Raw genomic sequence first — 17,072 nt, forward strand, 5'->3', positions numbered from 1 at the left:
GGGTTATCCCTCCCAGGTGTCGCCCCAGTTGGTGTCGCGGGCCGCGCGGTAGCGGTCGCCGTGGCGTTTGGTGACGGTCTCGCGGGTGAGGGCGTTGTCGGGGGTGCACAGGTCGAGGAGGACCTGGCCCTTGCGGATCTGGGGGTGGCGGACGACGCGGGCGGGAGCCGGGGCGGCCGGGAAGCGGGCGGCGGCGACGTAACTGAACTTCTCGTCCTCGTAGTTCAGCGAGCCGCCCTTGACCTGGCGGTGCAGCGAGCTGCGCGGCACCCGGGCGGCGAAGTGGCACCAGTCGGTGCCGGTGACCGGGCAGGTCCCGTCGTGCGGGCACGGGGCGAGGACGGTGTACCCGGCGGCGAGCAGCCGGGTACGGGCCTCGATGATCCGGGCGTAGCCGTCGGGGGTGCCGGGCTCGGCGACCACCACCGCGCCGAGCGCCGCTCCGGCCGCCGCGTCGACCAGCGACACCCGGTCGGCGGCGGTCAGTTCGCCGAGCACGTACGAAATGGTGACCAGATCGGCGGCGGGCAGCCGGGGCGCGCCGCCGAGCGGCGCCCGCATCCATCGCGCGCCGCGTACGGCGGGTGCCCCGGCGCCGCGGGCCAGCTCCCGGCCGAGGTCCAGCGCGGGCTGCGCCCAGTCGAGGACGGTGCTGTCGTACGCCGCGTCCGGCCACGCGTCGGCCACCGCCCAGGTGGCCGCTCCGGTGCCGCCGCCGAGGTCGAGATGCGTGCCCGGAGTCCACTCCGGAGCCCGCAAGCGGAATGCCGCAAGTGCCGTACGGAAAGCGGCATAGGTGGCGGGCATACGGTACGCGGCATAGGCCGCGACGTCCGCCGCGTCACGCAGGATGGGCGCCGCGGTCGGTGTCGTACCGCGGTAGGTCTCGATCAGCCGGTCGACGGCCGCGGCCGCCCGGCTCGGCGCGGTGGCGGCGAGTTGCCCGGACAGGGCGCCGCGCAGGTCATCGGGGATGTGGACTGTGGACACAAGCGACCACTGTAAAGGCGTCGGCCAGCGTAGCCGCCCCGTTACACCCTGTGGCCATCTTCGCGCCATAGGCGTGTTAACTCGGTCATAACATCGGCTCGACTATGCGTAAACCGCAGCGCAGAACCACCCTTTTGGCCTAGCGTTCGCTGATATCACGGGCGCACTACCACTTGGGGAAGTGGTAGACCGCCCAGTCGGTCGCGATGTGCCTGGGGGGTCCATGCGGCGTGTCGGAGAAAACCCGGCAATACCGGTAGTACCGAGAAGCACGGAGGCGAGACCCGAGCGGAGCACGGCTCCGCACGCTCACAGCGCAAAGGCATCGGGGGCCACCGGTGCCTTCCGTGTGCCCGGAACCCATACGGTCTCCGGAACCCCGTCCGTCGCCGGGAACCACCCAGCTCCCGGCGGCCGTCCCGTATCCGGAACCCAACCCGCGCCGCCCGCCGCCCACGGCAGGCACGCCACGCACGGCGGACACGGCGCCCTGAGCGACAAGGCGCGGTGGTACCTGCCGTTCGCCCTCGCCGTCGACCTGCTCGGGATCGCGGTCCCGGTCGCACTGGTCTTCCGCTCCACCGGCCAGCCGCACCCGCTGGTCTGCGCGGTGGCCGCGGCGATCGCCTGGATCGCCGTGCGGGCGTCCCGGCACCGCTACGGCGCCGACACCCTGGGCGAGTCGCAGGGCGCCTCGCCCGTGCTCTCCGACTGGCTGGTGCTGCTCGGCGTGCTCGCCGTGGCCAGGGCCGCCTTCGACGAGATCTCGGAACCGTCCGTGGCGCTCGCCGCGCTGACCGCCGCACCGGTGCTGACCGTGGTCTGCCACAAGGTCACCCACCGCCATCTCGTCCGCGCGCGCCGGGAGGCCCAGGCGGTCCGCCGGGTACTGGTGATCGGCGAACCGAGCGCCGCCGACCATGTCGTGGGCCATCTGGCGGCCAGGACCGAACACGCCTACGTGGTGGTCGGGGTGGTGCCGGTGGGCAGCGCCAAGCTGGAGTGCGGGGCGCCGGTCAGCGCGCGGCTGCGCTCCGTCGACCCGGAAGGGCTGTCCGAGGACGCCGGGATCGTGCTGCGCGCGGCCCGCGACCTGGGCGCCGAACTCGTCCTGGTGGCCCCGGGACCGCGGCTGTCGGCCGAGCGGCTGCGCCGGCTGTCCTGGTCGCTGCACGACGCGGGTCTGCCGCTCGCGGTGCTGCCCGGCCTGATCGACGTGGCGGTCCGCCGGGTGCAGCTGGACGCGCCCGCGGGGCTCACCATGCTGCACATCGCCCCGCCCACCCGGCACGGCCTCCAGGTGGCCCTCAAATCGGCCCTGGACCGTACCGGCGCCGCACTCGGACTGCTGCTGCTCGCCCCGGTGTTCGCGCTGGTGGCCCTCGCCATCCGGTGCACCACCCCGGGTCCCGCCTTCCACAAGCAGATCCGCTACGGCCAGAACTGCGAGCCGTTCACCATGTGGAAGTTCCGCACCATGGTGGTGGACGCGGAGGCCCGCAAGGCCGAGTTGACCGGTGCCAACGAGAACGACGGCCTGATGTTCAAGATGCGCCGCGACCCCCGGGTCACCCGGATCGGCTTCTGGCTGCGCCGCGCCTCGCTCGACGAACTCCCGCAACTGTTCAACGTGCTGCGCGGCGAGATGTCCATGGTCGGCCCGCGCCCGCCGCTGCCCGACGAGGTCGCGCAGTACGACGAGATCGAGGTGCGGCGGCTGTCGGTCAAGCCGGGCATCACCGGGCTGTGGCAGGTCAGCGGCCGCTCCGAGCTGTCCTGGGACGAGACCCTCGCACTGGATCTGCGCTACGTCGACAACTGGTCGTTCACGGGTGACGTGGACGTGATGGCCCGCACCCTGCGCGCCGTGGTGGACGGGCGCGGGGCGTACTGATGGTTTCCTACGAGTGAGTGGTGATACCGGCGCGATCGGCCGCGGCCTCACCGGCCTCGGCTCCGGCTTCCGCGCGCCACTGCGTGTAGACCGCCTCGATACCGTCCCGCAGCGCGATCCGCGGCTTCCAGCCGAGCGCCTGCAGCCGGGAGACGTCGAGCAGTTTGCGCGGGGTGCCGTCGGGCTTGCCGGTGTCCCAGCCGATCGCGCCGCGGTAGCCGACGACGTCCCGTACGGTCTCGGCGAGTTCGCGGATGGTGAGGTCCTCGCCGCAGCCGACGTTCACCGGCTCGTCGCCGTCGTAGGCCCGCAGCAGCAGCGCGCAGGCCGCGGCGAGGTCGTCCACGTGCAGGAACTCGCGGCGCGGTGTGCCGCTGCCCCACAGGGTCAGCTCCGGCACACCGTCCCGCGCCGCCTCGTGGAAGCGCCGGATCAGCGCGGGCAGCACATGCGAGGTCGCGAGGTCGAAGTTGTCGCCCGGACCGTAGAGATTGGTCGGCATGGCGGAGATGTACGAGGCGCCGTACTGCCTGCGGTAGGACTGGATCTGCACGATCCCGGCGATCTTGGCCAGCGCGTACGCCTCGTTGGTGGGCTCCAGCGGGCCGGTGAGCAGCGCGTCCTCGCGGATCGGCTGGGGCGCCAGCTTCGGGTAGATGCAGGAGGAGCCGAGGAAGAGCAGCCGGGCGACGCCCGCCTCGTGGGCTCCGGCGATGACGCTGAGCTGGATCCTGAGGTTGTCCTCCAGGAACTGCACCGGCTGGGTCGAGTTGGCCATGATGCCGCCGACCTTGGCCGCGGCCAGCACCACCGCGTCCGGCCTGGCGTCCCGCAGATACGCTGCGGTGGCGGCCGCGTCGCGCAGATCCAGCTCGGCGCGCCCGCGGGTGAGCACCTGGTACCCGTCGGAGGTGAGCCGGCGGGCCACCGCGGAACCGACCAGACCGCGGTGCCCGGCGACGAAGATCCTGGCGCCGGTCTGGAGTAGCTCAGTCATGAATGGCATTGTGCCAGGACACATCTACGCACTACAGCGCAACCAGAACAGTGGGGGGAATCGCGTGGGCAAGATCGCGCTCATCACCGGCGTCACCGGTCAGGACGGTTCGTACCTGGCCGAGCTGCTGCTGGCCAAGGGCTACACCGTGCACGGCATCGTGCGCCGCTCGTCGACCTTCAACACCGAGCGGATCGACCACATCTACCAGGATCCGCAGGAGCAGAATCGTTCCTTCGTGCTGCACCACGCGGATCTGGCCGACGGTGTCGCCCTGGTGAACCTGCTGCGCGACCTGCAGCCCGACGAGGTCTACAACCTGGGCGCCCAGTCGCACGTCAGGGTCTCCTTCGACGCGCCGCTCTACACCGGCGACGTCACGGGGCTGTCCACCCTGCGGCTGCTGGAGGCGGTCAGGGCCAGCGGCAGCACCGCGCGCATCTACCAGGCGTCGTCCTCGGAGATGTTCGGCGCCGCCCCGCCGCCGCAGAACGAGCGCACCCCGTTCCACCCGCGCAGCCCGTACGGCTGCGCCAAGGTCTTCGGCTACTGGGCGACGGTGAACTACCGCGAGGCGTACGGGATGTACGCCGTCAACGGCATCCTGTTCAACCACGAGTCGCCGCGCCGCGGTGAGACCTTCGTGACCCGCAAGATCACCCGGGCCATCGCCCGTATCCAGGCGGGCCTGCAGGACCGGCTCTACCTGGGCAACCTGGACGCGGTACGCGACTGGGGCTACGCGCCGGAGTACGTGGACGCGATGTGGCGGATGCTGCAGCGCGACGAGCCCGAGGACTACGTGGTGGCCACCGGGGAGGCGGCCACCGTACGGCAGTTCGTCGAGGTCGCCTTCGCGCACGCGGGCCTGGACTGGGCCGAGCACGTCCGCTACGACCCCAAGTACGAGCGGCCCAGCGAGGTGGACGCGCTGATCGGCGACGCGAGCAAGGCGCGCGACCTGCTCGGCTGGGAGGCGCAGGTCAAGGTGGCCGAACTCGCCAGGATCATGGTCGACGCGGACATTCGTCAGGTCGCGGACCAACTGGCGGGGGCGAACGTCCGCATCGACCGCTGACCCGTGCGGTGGCGCCGGCGGCCGGGCCGCCGGACCGCCGCTCTCCGTTTTCGACAAAAGGGCAGACCGGGGGGCGTGGATACGCCTAATCTGCCCGTCATCACGACGGCGGAAGTGACCCGTCGCGAATCATCAGGTGCCTGGGGGGCAACTCATGCGTAAATTGCCGGTGTTCTCGGCTGCCATCGCTCTGGCGGCCGCGACGCTGGGGGTGATGGCGTCGCCGTCGGCGACCGCACTCCAACCACCCGTCGGTCTCACGGCGGACAATCTCAGCACCTACCAGACCAACGGGGTCGTCTGGGCGATGGCCCAGTCGGGGGGCACGGTCTTCACCGCGGGAACGTTCTCGGCGATCCGGCCCGCGGGGGCGGCCGCCGGAACCAGCGAGACGCCGGTGGCCAACTTCGCGGCCTTCGACGCCGCGACGGGCGCGCCGACCGGCTGCAACCTCAGCTTCACCGTCGGCTCCGCCAACGCCACCGTACGGGCGCTCGCGGTCTCTCCCGACGGCCGCACGCTCTACGCGGGCGGCTTCTTCAGCCAGGTCAACGGCGTGAGCGCGAACAGCCTCGCGGCCATCGACATCGCCACCTGCACACCCATCGCGTCGTTCCACCCCGCGGTCACCGCGACGGTGCGGACCATCGCCGCGAGCGCCGGCGCGGTGTACTTCGGCGGTGACGTCACCGCGGTCAACGGCCAGGCCAGGGGCCGGTACGCGGCCGTCGCCACCGACGGCACGCTGCTGCCGTGGGCACCGGACGCCGACGAGCCGGGCCGGGCGCTGGCGCTGACACCCAACGGCCAGGACGCCATCCTCGGCGGCGACTTCGACACCGTCGACGGTGTCGCCTCGCACTCGCTGGCCGTCGTCGACACCACCACGGGCGCACTGGTCAAGGCGTACCCGCCCGGCTTCATCGACCCGACCTCGGTCACCAAGACCATCGTGGTGGACCCGGCGAGCAACAGCTTCTACACCGGCAACGAGGGCACCGGCGGCGGGGTCTTCGACGGCCGGATCGCCTTCAGCCTCACCGACTTCCAGCAGATCTGGCGGGACACCTGCCTGGGCGCCACCCAGACGGTGGCGGTCTACCGGACGGTGCTCTACAGCGGCAGCCACGCGCACGACTGCTCCAGCATGGGCGAGTACCCGGACTCGGTGCGCAAGCACCTGCTCGCGGAGTCGGTCACCGACCCGCACCTGCTGTCCTGGTTCCCCGACACCAACGACGGCATCGGCGAGAAGATCGGCCCGCGGGTGATGGCGCTGGCCTCCTCCGGCGGCACCGACTACCTGTGGGTGGGCGGCGAGTTCACCACCGTCAACGGCGTCGCCCAGCAGGGCCTGACCCGCTTCGCCAGCGGCCCCGACACCGGCGCGCCCTCGCTGCCGCAGACCTCGGTGACCAGCATCGGCCCGGGTTCGGTGAAGGTGAGCTGGCAGTCCAGCACCGACCTCGACGACGGCCTGCTGACCTACCGGGTCTACCGCAACGGCGGCACCACGCCCGTCTATACCACCACCGGCAGCTCGCTGCCGTGGGTGCGCCCGCAGCTCACCTACACCGACACCAATGTCACGCCCGGCGTGAAGTACACCTACCGGGTGTCGGCGAGCGACGGCACCAACACCAGCGCCCTGTCGCCCAACGCCTCGGTCACCGTCCCCGCGACCGCGGAGGCGTACCCGACGCAGGTGCTCGCCGACGGCGCCGGCCTGTACTGGCGGTACGACGCGGCCTCCGGCTCGTACAACGCGGACTCCTCCCCCGGTGACGACAGCGGCATCAGCGTCGGCGGCCCGCTGCACGGCGTCACTCCCGGCGCGGTGCCCGGCTCGAAGGCGTACACCTTCGACGGCTCCTCGCAGTGGACCTACAGCGACCGGCTGCACCCGACGCCGAGCACGTACAGCATCGAGACGTGGTTCAGGACGACCACCACCACGGGCGGCAAGATCATCGGCTTCGGCAGCAACTCCACGCATGTGAGCGGCAACTACGACAAGCACGTCTACATGACGGACGCGGGCCGGCTGATCTTCGGCGTCTACACCGGCGCCACCCGCATCGTCACCACCCCGGGCACCTACAACGACGGCGGCTGGCACCACGTGGTGGCCACCCAGGGCGCGGACGGCATGAAGCTGTACGTGGACGGGGTGCTGCGGGCGTCCGACGCGTCGGTCACCACCAGCCAGAACTACCAGGGCTACTGGCACGTCGGCTGGGACAACCTCAACGGCTGGCCGTCGGCGCCGTCCAGCGCGTTCTTCGCCGGGTCCGTCGACGAGACCGCGGTCTACCCGTCGGTGCTGTCCGCCGCCCAGGTCGCACAGCACTACGCGCTCGGGAGCGCCGGGTGAGGCTCGCCTCGCGCGGGGCACGCCGCGGCCGCCGTACGGCCACCGCCACCGCCGTCCTCGTGACGGCGGCGGCGGTGCTGCTCGGCGGCTGCGGCGGCGGAAGCGGCGGCGCCAGCGGCGGGGCGGGCACACCGCACGGCCCCGGCGCCACGGTGTCCGCCCCTGCGTCCCCGGGCGCCGCGCCGAACGGCGGCACCGAGGCGCCCGGTTCGGCCGCCGACGCGCCGAAGGTGCCGGACGCGCAGCTCACCCCGCCCGGCGGCGGCCACTTCAGCGCCGTCCAGAAGTCGTATCTGTCCGGCCGGGTACCCAAGGGCACCGATCCGGCGGCGGTGCTCGAAGGCGGCCAGGAGATCTGCGACCGGCTGGCGCGTACCGCGCGGACCGACAAGGACGCGGCGGCGAGCGCCGTCGTGACCGGGGACATCAGCATGGCGGGCGCGGCGCCGGCCGTCGCCGCCCTCTGCCCGGCGCAGCAGCCGGTGATCGACGCCGCCGCCCACGGCTTCGCCGACGGCGGCTTCACGGTGGCGGCGAAGGCCGTGCCGGGCACCTCCGTGGCGCCGGGCGTCTACCGCGCGCCGCACCCGTCGCCGTCCTGCACCTGGCGGGTCACCGGCGCGAGCGGCGCCGTCCTGTCCTCGGGCCGGTCCACGGGCACCAACGGCGCCACGGCCCAGCTGACCGTCACCGCCGCCGCGCGCGGCGTCACTTCCAGCGGGTGCTACGCCTGGCTGGCGTCCGGAGGGACCCGATGAGCACACTCCCCATCGTCGTGGCGATACCGACCAAGAACGAGGCGGAGAACATCGCCCGTACGGTGTCGTCGGTCATCGACCACGTCCAGGCCGTGGTGGTCGTCGACTCGGCGAGCACCGACGACACCTGCAAGATCGCCGCCGGGCTCGGCGCCGAGGTGGTCGAGTACGCCTGGGACGGCAAGTACCCCAAGAAGAAGCAGTGGTGCCTGGACCATGTGCGGCCGGAGATCCCGTGGCTGCTCTTCCTCGACGGCGACGAGACACCCAGCCCGGAGCTGCTGGCCGAGCTGCGGACCGCCTTCGCGGCCGGGCCGCCGTCGGTGGCGGCCTTCGACATCCCGCTGGGCTACTGGTTCGCCGGGCGGCGGCTGCGGCACGGCTACACCATCGTCAAGCGGGCGCTGCTGGACCGCACCCGCTGCCACTTCCCCGAGGTCGGCGACCTCGACGCGCCGGGCATGGGCGAGCAGGAGGGCCACTACCAGCCGGTCGCCCCGTCGGCGGCCCGGCTGCGCTCCCCCATCGAGCACGAGGACCTGGACCCGGTGCGCACCTGGTTCGAGCGGCACAACCGCTACTCGGACTGGGAGGCGTGGCTGGAGCTCAACCCGGCGGTCAAGGAGGAGATCCGGCAGGTCAAGACGCGCCAGGGCCAGCTCTTCCACAAGGCGCCGTTCAAGCCGCTGGTGTCGTTCGCGTACGCCTACGTCTACAAGCGCGGCTTCCTCGACGGGCGGGCGGGCTTCGACTACGCGCTCGCGATGAGCTTCTACCGCTGGCAGATCGGGCTCAAGACGCGCGAGCAGCGGCCGTCCTGAGCCCGTTCCCCGGAGCCGGGGGTGTCACCGTGCGCGGGTGACGCCCCCGTACACCTGCATCAGGGTGTCCACGACCGCGCCGATGGAGAAGCGGTCGCGGATCAGGTGCCAGGCGGCGTCCGACGCCTCCTCGTTGGCGGCCGGGTCGAGCAGTTCCAGGATGGCCTGGCCGACCAGCGGGCCGTTGTCCGCGTCGGGGTCGCTGTCGGTGAGCCGTCCGGCGCCCGCCGCCTCGACCTCGGGCGACAGCCCGCCGGTCCGGGTCACCACCACCGGCAGCCCGACCGACATCGCCTCCAGGATCGACACCGCGAACGGCTCGACGACGGACGGCAGCACGTAGACGTCGGACCGGCGGAGCTGTTCCAGCACCTCGTCGTGCCCGAGCGCGCCCACGCACTCCAGCGCGTCGGACACCCCCAGCTCCCGCGCCAGCTCCCGCATCGGTCCGGTCAGCCCGCCGGTGTCGGGCCCGGCCAGGACGAAGCGCGCGTCGGGGTACTTGGCCAGCACGGTCGGGATCGCGCCCACGAAGTCCTCGGGCCGCTTGCGCTCCTGCACCCGGGCCAGATAGAGCACGGTCGGCGGGCGGTCCTCGCGCTTGGGGCGGCGGTACTGCAGCGTCACGCCGTTGACCAGCCGGTGGAAGGTGTCCAGCGGGGTGTCGGGCACCACGGCCTGGACCCCCTCGCGTTCCATCTGCGTCAGGTGCAGGATCGCGTCCGCTCTGCGCAGCACGCGCTTCATGCCGAGGACGTCCACGGCCTTGGCGAACACCTTCTCGGTCGGGTCGATCATGCCGTGCGTCTGGACCACCAGCGGCACCCCGGCCTCCAGCGCGATCAGCGCGAACGGCAGGGTGATCAGGTCGCGCATCAGGTGGACATGGACCACGTCCGCCGACTTCACCATCCGCCGGGCGCGGGCCAGCAGCCCCGGCGAGGTGATCCCGCTGACCTCGAACGGCAGCACCTGGCGCGCCTGGTGGACGAAGGCGGGGACGCCCTCCACCTCGGTCGGCAGCGGTCCGGTGAAGCCGTTGCCCAGCGTCACGATCCGTGCGTCCACGCCCTTGGCGCGCAGACCCTTGGACAGATTGAGCGCCACCCGCGTAGGACCGCCGAAGTCGTTCGTCGGCGTGTGCAAGGTGACCACGTGCAGAACCCTCACAACCGCATTCCCCTCCCCTTGAGGCGCCCCCCGGCACCATCCGCGCAGCTTATCGGGACCTGGCCGGGACCGATGAGTTTCGCGCCCGGGAGCGGTCTGCACCCGTGTACACCACCTACCAGTCACCTGTGGAGGCGACGATGGCGACCAACGGATTCACCACCTGCCTGTGGTTCGACGGACAGGCCGAGGAGGCCGCGGACTACTACGTGTCGGTGTTCAAGGACACCGGCTCCGAGCGGGGCAGGCTCAGCCGTGTCACCGAGGCCGGGCCCGGCGAGCCCGGCTCGGTCCTCGCGGTGGAGTTCACCGCCAACGGGCAGCGCTTCCTGGCGCTCAACGGCGGCCCGCAGTTCACCTTCAACGAGTCCGTCTCCTTCCAGATCCACTGCGCCGACCAGGCCGAGGTCGACCACTACTGGCGCACCCTCACCGAGGGCGGCGGCGAGGAGAGCGTCTGCGGCTGGCTGAAGGACCGCTACGGCGTCTCCTGGCAGGTCATCCCCGAGGCGATCATGGACCTCATGGTCAACGGCTCCGACCGGGAGGCGGCCGCGCGCGCCACCACGGCGATGCTGTCGATGCGCAAGCTCGACATCGCCGCGCTGCAGAAGGCGTACGACGGCGGCTGACCGCGGGCCCGGCGCCGACGGCGAGGTCATAGACTCTCGCCAGGGGAAAGGGGCGGGGCGATGGCGGTCGAGGTGCCGGGAGACATACGCGCCGGGACGGCGGACAGCGCGCTGCCGCCGGTCGCGCCCTCCGGGCCGAGTGTGCCGCGGGCCGCGCTGTCCCGGGCGCTCGCCGTACCGCTGGTGGTCGCGCTCGTCGGCTTCCTGCCCGCCTATGTGACCGCCCAGCCGGGCACCGGCGTGCGGGACGCGGCGTACTGGCTGCAGCTCACCCTGACCGTGTACGCGGGCGGCCGGCTGTCCGCGATGGTGCTCACCCGGCGCCGCCGCCTCATCCAGGGCGCCTTCTGGCTGTTCGTGTACGTGGCGATGGGCGTGGCCCCGCTCGCCCAGGACGTGATCGGGCAGGTGCCGACCCCGGTGGTCGGCGACCGGTCGGACACCACGACGGCCGTCACGCTGATCCTGGTCGGCTGTGTCGCCTTCGACGTGGGGGCGCTGCTGGCCAGGCACCGCCCCTCGGCGCGGACGCGCAGGGCAAGGCCGCCCGCCTCGGTGTCGCGGCGCAGGCTGTGGCTGCTGATCGCGGTGGCGTATCTGGGCAGCGCGCTGTGCATCGTCAAACTCGGCGGCCCCGCCGTCTTCTTCACCAGCAGGCAGAGCATCAGCGCGTCGGTGCAGGCCAGCGGGCTCACCGGCAGCAGCGGCGACAGCCATGTCGGCTCGGCGTTCATCCGCGGCTTCGGCACCGTACCGGCGCTGCTGGCGCTGCTGTTCCTGGTCCGCTGGATGGTCACCTCGCGCGTCGCCCGCCGCAGGCCGACGGCGATCGCCGCGCTCGCGGGTCTCGTGGTGGTCAACCTGATCGTCAACAACCCGATCTCCAACCCGCGGTACTGGTTCCTGACCGTGGTCTTCTCGCTGCTGTTCACCGCCTTCCCGCGCAGCCCGGTGCTGTACCGCGCGGCGCTGGTGACGGGCGTGATCGGGGCGCTGCTGCTCTTCCCGTTCCTCGACCGGTTCCGCTACGACTCCGGCGGCTACCACCCGGTGCAGACCACCTCGGTGCTGGAGCCGCTGACGCTCAAGGACTACGACCAGGTGGGGATGTTCGCCAACACCCTCACCTTCGTGCACTCCGGCGCGGGCCACTCCGACGGACGGCAGCTCGCCGCGGACGTCTTCTTCTTCGTGCCGCGCTCGGTCTGGCACGGCAAACCGCTGGACTCCGGGGTGCAGGTCGGCCAGTGGATGGGCATGACCAACACCAACCTGTCGTCACCCCTGTGGGCCGAACTCTGGCTGGACTTCGGCCCGGTGGGCATGACCGGCGGGTTCCTGCTGCTCGGCTACGCCTGTGCCCGCGCGGACCGCAGATACGCGCAGCGCACCCTGGAGGACGGCCGTCCCGGCACCGTGATGGCCGTGGTGATCCCGCTGGTCTCCGGCTACTCCTTCATCCTGCTGCGCGGCCCGCTGCTCCAGGCGTCGGGCCGGATCGGCATCGCGGCGGTGTGCCTGGCGCTGGTGACCACCTTCAGCGAGGACCGGCGGAAGATCCTGCGGTGACGCCCTCCTCGGCGGCGCCGGGCGCCTGCTGACCCGCGCCGGCCCCCGTCCCGCGCCGGACCGCGGCGATCCGCAGCCACAGCGCGGTCGCCTTGAGGGCGGAGCCGAGGAAGAGGCCCCAGGCGGCGCCGAGCACGCCGTCCGCCGCGTAGCCGACGAGCATGAAGACCACGGACGCCAGCGAGAAGACGACCTGGATCGGCAGGGTCGCCCGGGGGCGCAGCACCCGCAGCGTGAGCAGCGCGCTGGTGCCCAGCGCGATCCCCGCGTACTGGCTGCCCGAGGCGGGCAGCAGCGCCGAGGAGGACGCCCAGGTGGCGCCGAGGAGCTGACGGCCGACGTGGTCGGGCAGCAGCATCAGCACCACCGTCCACGCGACGGCGACCCAGGCCAGCGCGATACCGAGCACGGCGGTCGCGCGGACCTTGTCGTCGGTGCCGCGGACCCGGTTGAGCAGCGGCGGGCCGAAGGCGGTGGCCGAGTTGAACAGCACGTTCATCGGGCCGAAGAGCGTGGTGGCGCCGCGCAGCGCGCCGACGGCCAGCGGGGCGGCGAAGAGCCCGAGGCCGACCACCGCGAGCTGGCTGGTGGCGTTGCCGACGCCGAACTCGATGACGAAACGCTGCCCGAGGTGGCCGCGGCGGACGTACGCGCGCAGGTCGACGGGCGCGTGCCGCACCTTGGGCCACAGCAGCGCGGCCCCCACCAGCAGCGCGGGCACCGCGGAGATCCCCCACACGGCGACCAGGCGTACGGCCCCTGCCCCGTGCGGCTGCACGGCCAACGCCGGTACGGCCACGGCCAGTCGTACGGTGTCGGCGGCCAGTGCGTAGTGCGGCAGGCGCAGGGCGGAGAAGCAGTAGCGCATGCCGTCCTGGGTGAGCACGATCGGCAGCACCAGGCCCAGCACGGCGAGCCCGCCCGCCGTCCCCCCGGGGACGAAGGACAGCGCCCCGGCCATGCAGAGCCCGATCACCGTCGACGCCACCGCGGTGAAGGTCGCCGCGGACCGGCACGCCGCCCGTACCCGGCCCTCTCCGCGCTCCAGCACCAGCGCCTGTCCCACGTAGGACACACCGATGCCGAGCAGCACCGTGAAGACCATGTAGACCATCGAGAAGACCGCGAACCCGGCGGCGGTCGACAGCCGGGCGGCCACGACCAGCACGATGATGTTCGTGAACGCGGCGACGCCCTGGTCGGCGACGGAACTGGCGATGGCCGCCTTCGCCCCCAGGCCCCCGGTGGGCGGGGGTTCGGCGGGGCGGCCGGGGTCGTCCGGCGCGTCCTCGGCGGCGGAACCGCTGTCGTCCGGACCCTCCTCGTCGGAAGCGGTGTCGCCGAATCCGGCGAACCGGCCTCCGATGTAGAGGGTGAGGGTGTCCGCGTCGAGGCTGGCCGCGGCGTCCACCCGGGCCCGGGCGTAGCGGTACTCGACCACCGGGTCATGGCCGGTGGCCGCGGCGTCGCGCGCCGGCGCGCCGGTGTCCGGTGCCGGGGTGTCGGGCGTGGTGTCGATGGGCGTGGTGTCGATGGTCCGTGGGCCTGGGGGTCGTGGGGCGATGGGCGGCGGGACGGCCCCGGGGGCCGCGGCAGGAAGGGGTGAGGGCCGCGGGGCGGGGCCGGTCAAGGGACCGGGTGACGCTCCGGGGCGGGGAGAGGGGCGGCGGTGGAGGAGGCGGCCGGAAGGTCGGTGGGGTCGAAGGCCGCGGGCGGCGCGGTGTCGCCCGAGCCGCGGCGGCGCAGACCGAAGCGGCGGCGTCCGCCCGGCTCCGCGGCGTGCAGCACCACGCCGAGCACGGCGCCACCGGCGGCGTGCACGAGTTCGCGTACCCGTACGAGATCGGCCCGGTGCACCGCGCGCGGGTCGCAGACCACGACCACACCGTCCACCCGGTCGGCCAGCGCCAGCGCGTCCGCGTAGGCCAGCACGGCGGGCGCCAGCACCACCACGGCGGCGCCCGGCTCGTCGGCCTCGGCGAACAGCCGGGTGGCCGGGGCGGAGGTCAGCGCGCGGGCCACATTGCGCACCCGGCGCCCGGGGACGAGGTCGAAGGAGCCCGCCTCGCCCGCGTCGATGGGCAGTTGCAGCCCGGCGGGCCAGCCGCCGTCGCCCAGGCCGGGCGAGCGGGCCCAGCCGGGCCGGGCGCCGTCGGCGGTCCGCAGCCGGGCCGTCAGTGACGGGGTGCGCAGATCGGCCTCGACCAGGAGCACCTCCATGCCCATCTCGGCGAAGGACGCGGACAGGTTGACGGCGACGGCCGCCGCGGTCTCGCTGGAGCCGCGCGGTGCGACCACCAGGAGCCGCCGCCGGTCGGCGAATCTCTTGTCGTGGGCGAGCCGGAAGCCCACCGAGCGGTACTCCTCGGCGAGCCGCCCGCCGCCCTGCCCCTCGGCGAGCAGCGGCAGCGGCCCGCTGCCCTTCCCGCCGCGCCGGGCACGCGGCAGCGTACCGAGCACGGGCGCGCCGAGCGTGCGCGTCACCTCGCCCTCGGAGCGGACGGTGGGGTCGAAGACCAGCCGCACCCAGGCGGCGAGCAGCCCGAGCGCGATGCCGACGCCGCCGCCGAGGCCCAGCATCATCGCCAGTCCGGGGCCGGACGGCGCGGTGGGCTCCACACCGGGCTTGATGACGAAGCCCGGGTTGGTGTCCAGCGCCTTCAGGCCGCCGATCTCGCCGTCGAGTTCGGAGATGCGGCCCAGCAGGTTGGTCTGCACCGACACCAGGGTGCCGACGACCTGCGGGTCGGTGGCCCGCTGGATCTGCTTGAGCAGGTCGTTGCGCTGCTTGACCACCGGGCTGAGCTGCGACTGGTAGCCCGAGATCATCCGGGCGATGATCCCCTTGGTCTGCGCCTCGCGGTAGTTGAGATACGCCTTGGTGAAGGCGTTGACCCCGGTGGCGGCGTCCGACGCGCTGCCCGCGCTGCACGTGAAGCGCAGCACCAGCGTGTTCGGCGGGTTGGTCACCTGGACGCACTTCTGCAGCGACTCGACCGGCCGTCCGGCGATCGCCGCGGCGGCCTTGGCGACGGTGCTGCTGACCGCGGTCTGCCGCTCGGAGCCGATGTTGATGCCCTTGTCGGCGGTGGCGCCGGTCGCGAAGGGGTCGACGGTGGCGGCCCGTACCAGCACCTCGCTGGTCGCGGAGTAGGTGTCCGCGCCGGTGAGGCCGACCCAGGCGCCGCCCAGCAGGCCGACCAGCAGGCCCGCCGCGAGCAGACCGCGGTAGCGGACGAGCTGCCGGAACTGGTCGCGGAGCAGATCCGGTTCGTCGGTCGCCTCGTCCGCGCGCGTCGTGTCGCTCACTTGCCCACTGCCCCCTCGGTCTGTCTGCCGCCCCGGGTGCCCCCGGTCGCGCCGCGCGGCCCGGCGTCCAGCGCCTCGGCGAGCAGCGCGTCGATCCGCGCGAGACCCGCCTCCCGGCTGAGATGCGCGTCCGCGTACTCCGGGCCGCACGCCCCCAGCGCGTCGGCCCTCCCAGGATCATCTGCCAGCGCGCGCACGGCGTCCAGCAGAGCGCGCGGATCCTCCGGTGTGACCACCACTCCGGCGCGCGAGCGGGCGACTTCCTGCGCGGTGCCGCCGTCGGCGGCGACGGAGGCGACCACCGGCCGCCCGGCGGCGAAGTAGGAGGTGAGCTTGGAGGGGATGCTCATGTCCAGCACGGAGGCGCGCTGGGTGACGGCCAGCGCGTCGGCCGCGGCGAGCACGTCGGGGAACTCCTCGTCGTCCGCGGGCGGCGCGAAGTCGAGGTTGGGCAGGCCGCCCGCGAGGCCGCGCAGTTCCTCGCGCTGGTTGCCGTCGCCCATCAGCACCACCCGCAGCTCGGGGTCGAGTCTGGCCGCCTCCACGAGCACTTCCAGGCCCTGCTTGAGGCCCATGTTGCCGGAGTGCAGCAGCACCGTCTGGCCCGGCCGCCAGCCGAGCCGGGCGCGCATCTCGTCCCGCGGCCGCGAGGGGCGGCGTACGTGCGACCAGTTGGGCACCAGCCGGATCCGGTCCTCGGGCACGCCCATCGCGGCGACCTTGGCCAGGAAGGTCTCGTGGATGACGCCGACGAGGGTGGCCCGGCGCAACGCGTACGCCTCGATCGCGCCCGCCACCGAGGCCACCCGGGCGCCGCCGCGGATACCGCTCTGCGCGGCCGCCGCGCCCATCAGGTCCTGCACGACGGGGATGTACGGCACGCCGTGGCGCCGGGCCAGCCGGGCGCCGAGCACGCCGCCGGCCAGGCTGGGCATCTGCGCGACGACGGCGTCGGGGCGTTCCATCGCGGGCGGTGCGAGCAGGCCGTGGCCGAGCACCGTGGCCTCGAACAGCGCGCGCCTGACGGCGGTCTGCCGCGGCGGCACGGTGTGCCTGCGCCGGTGGACCCGCACCCCGCCGCGCTCCTCGGTGGTCCGCCACACCCCGGCGTACCCCGTGTCGAGCTTCCACGACGGGTAGTGCGGCATGCCCGCCAGCACATGCACCTCGTCGCCGGCTTCCGCCCAGTGCTCGGCGATCTGCGTCGCGTACGGGCCGATCCCGGCGTGTTCGGGCGCGTAGTTGGTGGAGACCAGCAGCAGACGGCGGCGCGCGCCGGACTCAGCCACCACAGACGTGTTCCTTCCCCCCAGAGTTGAACAGGTGCATACCCTAGTCGTTCACCCGAACGGCACCGACAGGGCCACTGGTCGTCGCTCTTCGGCAAACGTCGGCACCCTCGCGACGCCTGCCGTTATCGTGTGAGACTCTGCAGCGCTGGGGAGCGTTGTACGCGAGTAGTACGCAAGTTGTACGGCTG

Annotated in this window: 13 protein-coding genes; 7 read left to right on the forward strand and 6 right to left on the reverse strand. The window is 72.8% G+C overall.

The annotated features are described in order from the left end of the window. Nucleotides 1-3 precede the first annotated feature (3 nt). Nucleotides 4-975: a small ribosomal subunit Rsm22 family protein gene (locus AB0M29_RS26235; protein WP_365386764.1), complete on the reverse strand. Its 972-nt coding sequence runs from the start codon at nt 973-975 to the stop codon at nt 4-6. Nucleotides 976-1,480: 505 nt separating this feature from the next. On the opposite strand from AB0M29_RS26235, the gene AB0M29_RS26240 reads away from it, so the two are divergent. After that, nucleotides 1,481-2,884 (forward strand): sugar transferase, encoded by a 1,404-nt coding sequence (locus AB0M29_RS26240; protein ID WP_365386765.1) that lies wholly within the window; start codon nt 1,481-1,483, stop codon nt 2,882-2,884. Between the two features lie 7 nt (nt 2,885-2,891). Here AB0M29_RS26240 and AB0M29_RS26245 read toward each other — a convergent pair whose 3' ends face one another. Beyond that, a complete protein-coding gene (locus AB0M29_RS26245) occupies nt 2,892-3,881 on the reverse strand; it encodes a GDP-L-fucose synthase (RefSeq protein ID WP_365386701.1) in 990 nt (329 codons plus the stop codon). A 64-nt stretch (nt 3,882-3,945) separates the two neighbouring features. Between AB0M29_RS26245 and gmd the strand changes: the two genes are divergently transcribed. The 4 genes from gmd to AB0M29_RS26265 all read left to right on the forward strand — a co-directional run bounded on the left by gmd (nt 3,946) and on the right by AB0M29_RS26265 (nt 8,912). Beyond that, nucleotides 3,946-4,959, forward strand: a complete 1,014-nt coding sequence (gene gmd, locus AB0M29_RS26250) for a GDP-mannose 4,6-dehydratase (RefSeq protein ID WP_365386703.1) — start codon at nt 3,946-3,948, stop codon at nt 4,957-4,959. Between the two features lie 154 nt (nt 4,960-5,113). Then, the gene (locus AB0M29_RS26255) at nt 5,114-7,333 is read left to right on the forward strand and encodes a LamG-like jellyroll fold domain-containing protein (protein ID WP_365386704.1); all 2,220 of its coding nucleotides are present in this window, start codon (nt 5,114-5,116) and stop codon (nt 7,331-7,333) included. Continuing rightward, nucleotides 7,330-8,091 (forward strand): hypothetical protein, encoded by a 762-nt coding sequence (locus AB0M29_RS26260; RefSeq protein WP_365386706.1) that lies wholly within the window; start codon nt 7,330-7,332, stop codon nt 8,089-8,091. The genes AB0M29_RS26255 and AB0M29_RS26260 overlap by 4 nt, the downstream gene beginning before the upstream one ends. Then, nucleotides 8,088-8,912, forward strand: coding sequence for a glycosyltransferase family 2 protein (locus AB0M29_RS26265; RefSeq protein ID WP_365386709.1), 825 nt, complete (start codon nt 8,088-8,090; stop codon nt 8,910-8,912). Before AB0M29_RS26260 ends, AB0M29_RS26265 begins: the two co-directional genes overlap by 4 nt. Nucleotides 8,913-8,936: 24 nt before the next feature. Here the strand turns inward: AB0M29_RS26265 and AB0M29_RS26270 are convergent, their stop codons facing one another. Further along, entirely contained in the window at nt 8,937-10,082 is a 1,146-nt protein-coding gene (locus AB0M29_RS26270) for a glycosyltransferase (protein WP_365386711.1), read from the reverse strand. A 140-nt stretch (nt 10,083-10,222) separates the two neighbouring features. Here AB0M29_RS26270 and AB0M29_RS26275 point away from each other — a divergent pair, with 140 nt between their 5' ends. Beyond that, nucleotides 10,223-10,714 (forward strand): VOC family protein, encoded by a 492-nt coding sequence (locus AB0M29_RS26275; protein WP_365386713.1) that lies wholly within the window; start codon nt 10,223-10,225, stop codon nt 10,712-10,714. A 60-nt stretch (nt 10,715-10,774) separates the two neighbouring features. Then, a complete protein-coding gene (locus AB0M29_RS26280) occupies nt 10,775-12,283 on the forward strand; it encodes an O-antigen polymerase (RefSeq protein ID WP_365386716.1) in 1,509 nt (502 codons plus the stop codon). Here AB0M29_RS26280 and AB0M29_RS26285 read toward each other — a convergent pair. The 3 genes from AB0M29_RS26285 to AB0M29_RS26295 all read right to left on the reverse strand — a co-directional run bounded on the left by AB0M29_RS26285 (nt 12,252) and on the right by AB0M29_RS26295 (nt 16,848). Next, a complete protein-coding gene (locus tag AB0M29_RS26285) occupies nt 12,252-13,520 on the reverse strand; it encodes a hypothetical protein (protein WP_365386768.1) in 1,269 nt (422 codons plus the stop codon). The two genes, AB0M29_RS26280 and AB0M29_RS26285, sit on opposite strands and share 32 nt — an antisense overlap. Before the next feature lie 389 nt (nt 13,521-13,909). Beyond that, nucleotides 13,910-15,592 (reverse strand): lipopolysaccharide biosynthesis protein, encoded by a 1,683-nt coding sequence (locus AB0M29_RS26290; protein WP_365386717.1) that lies wholly within the window; start codon nt 15,590-15,592, stop codon nt 13,910-13,912. Next, nucleotides 15,589-16,848, reverse strand: coding sequence for a glycosyltransferase (locus tag AB0M29_RS26295; protein WP_365386770.1), 1,260 nt, complete (start codon nt 16,846-16,848; stop codon nt 15,589-15,591). Before AB0M29_RS26295 ends, AB0M29_RS26290 begins: the two co-directional genes overlap by 4 nt. Nucleotides 16,849-17,072 lie beyond the last annotated feature (224 nt).

It is taken from the genome of Streptomyces sp. NPDC051976, from assembly GCF_040680795.1.
GTDB lineage: Bacteria > Actinomycetota > Actinomycetes > Streptomycetales > Streptomycetaceae > Actinacidiphila.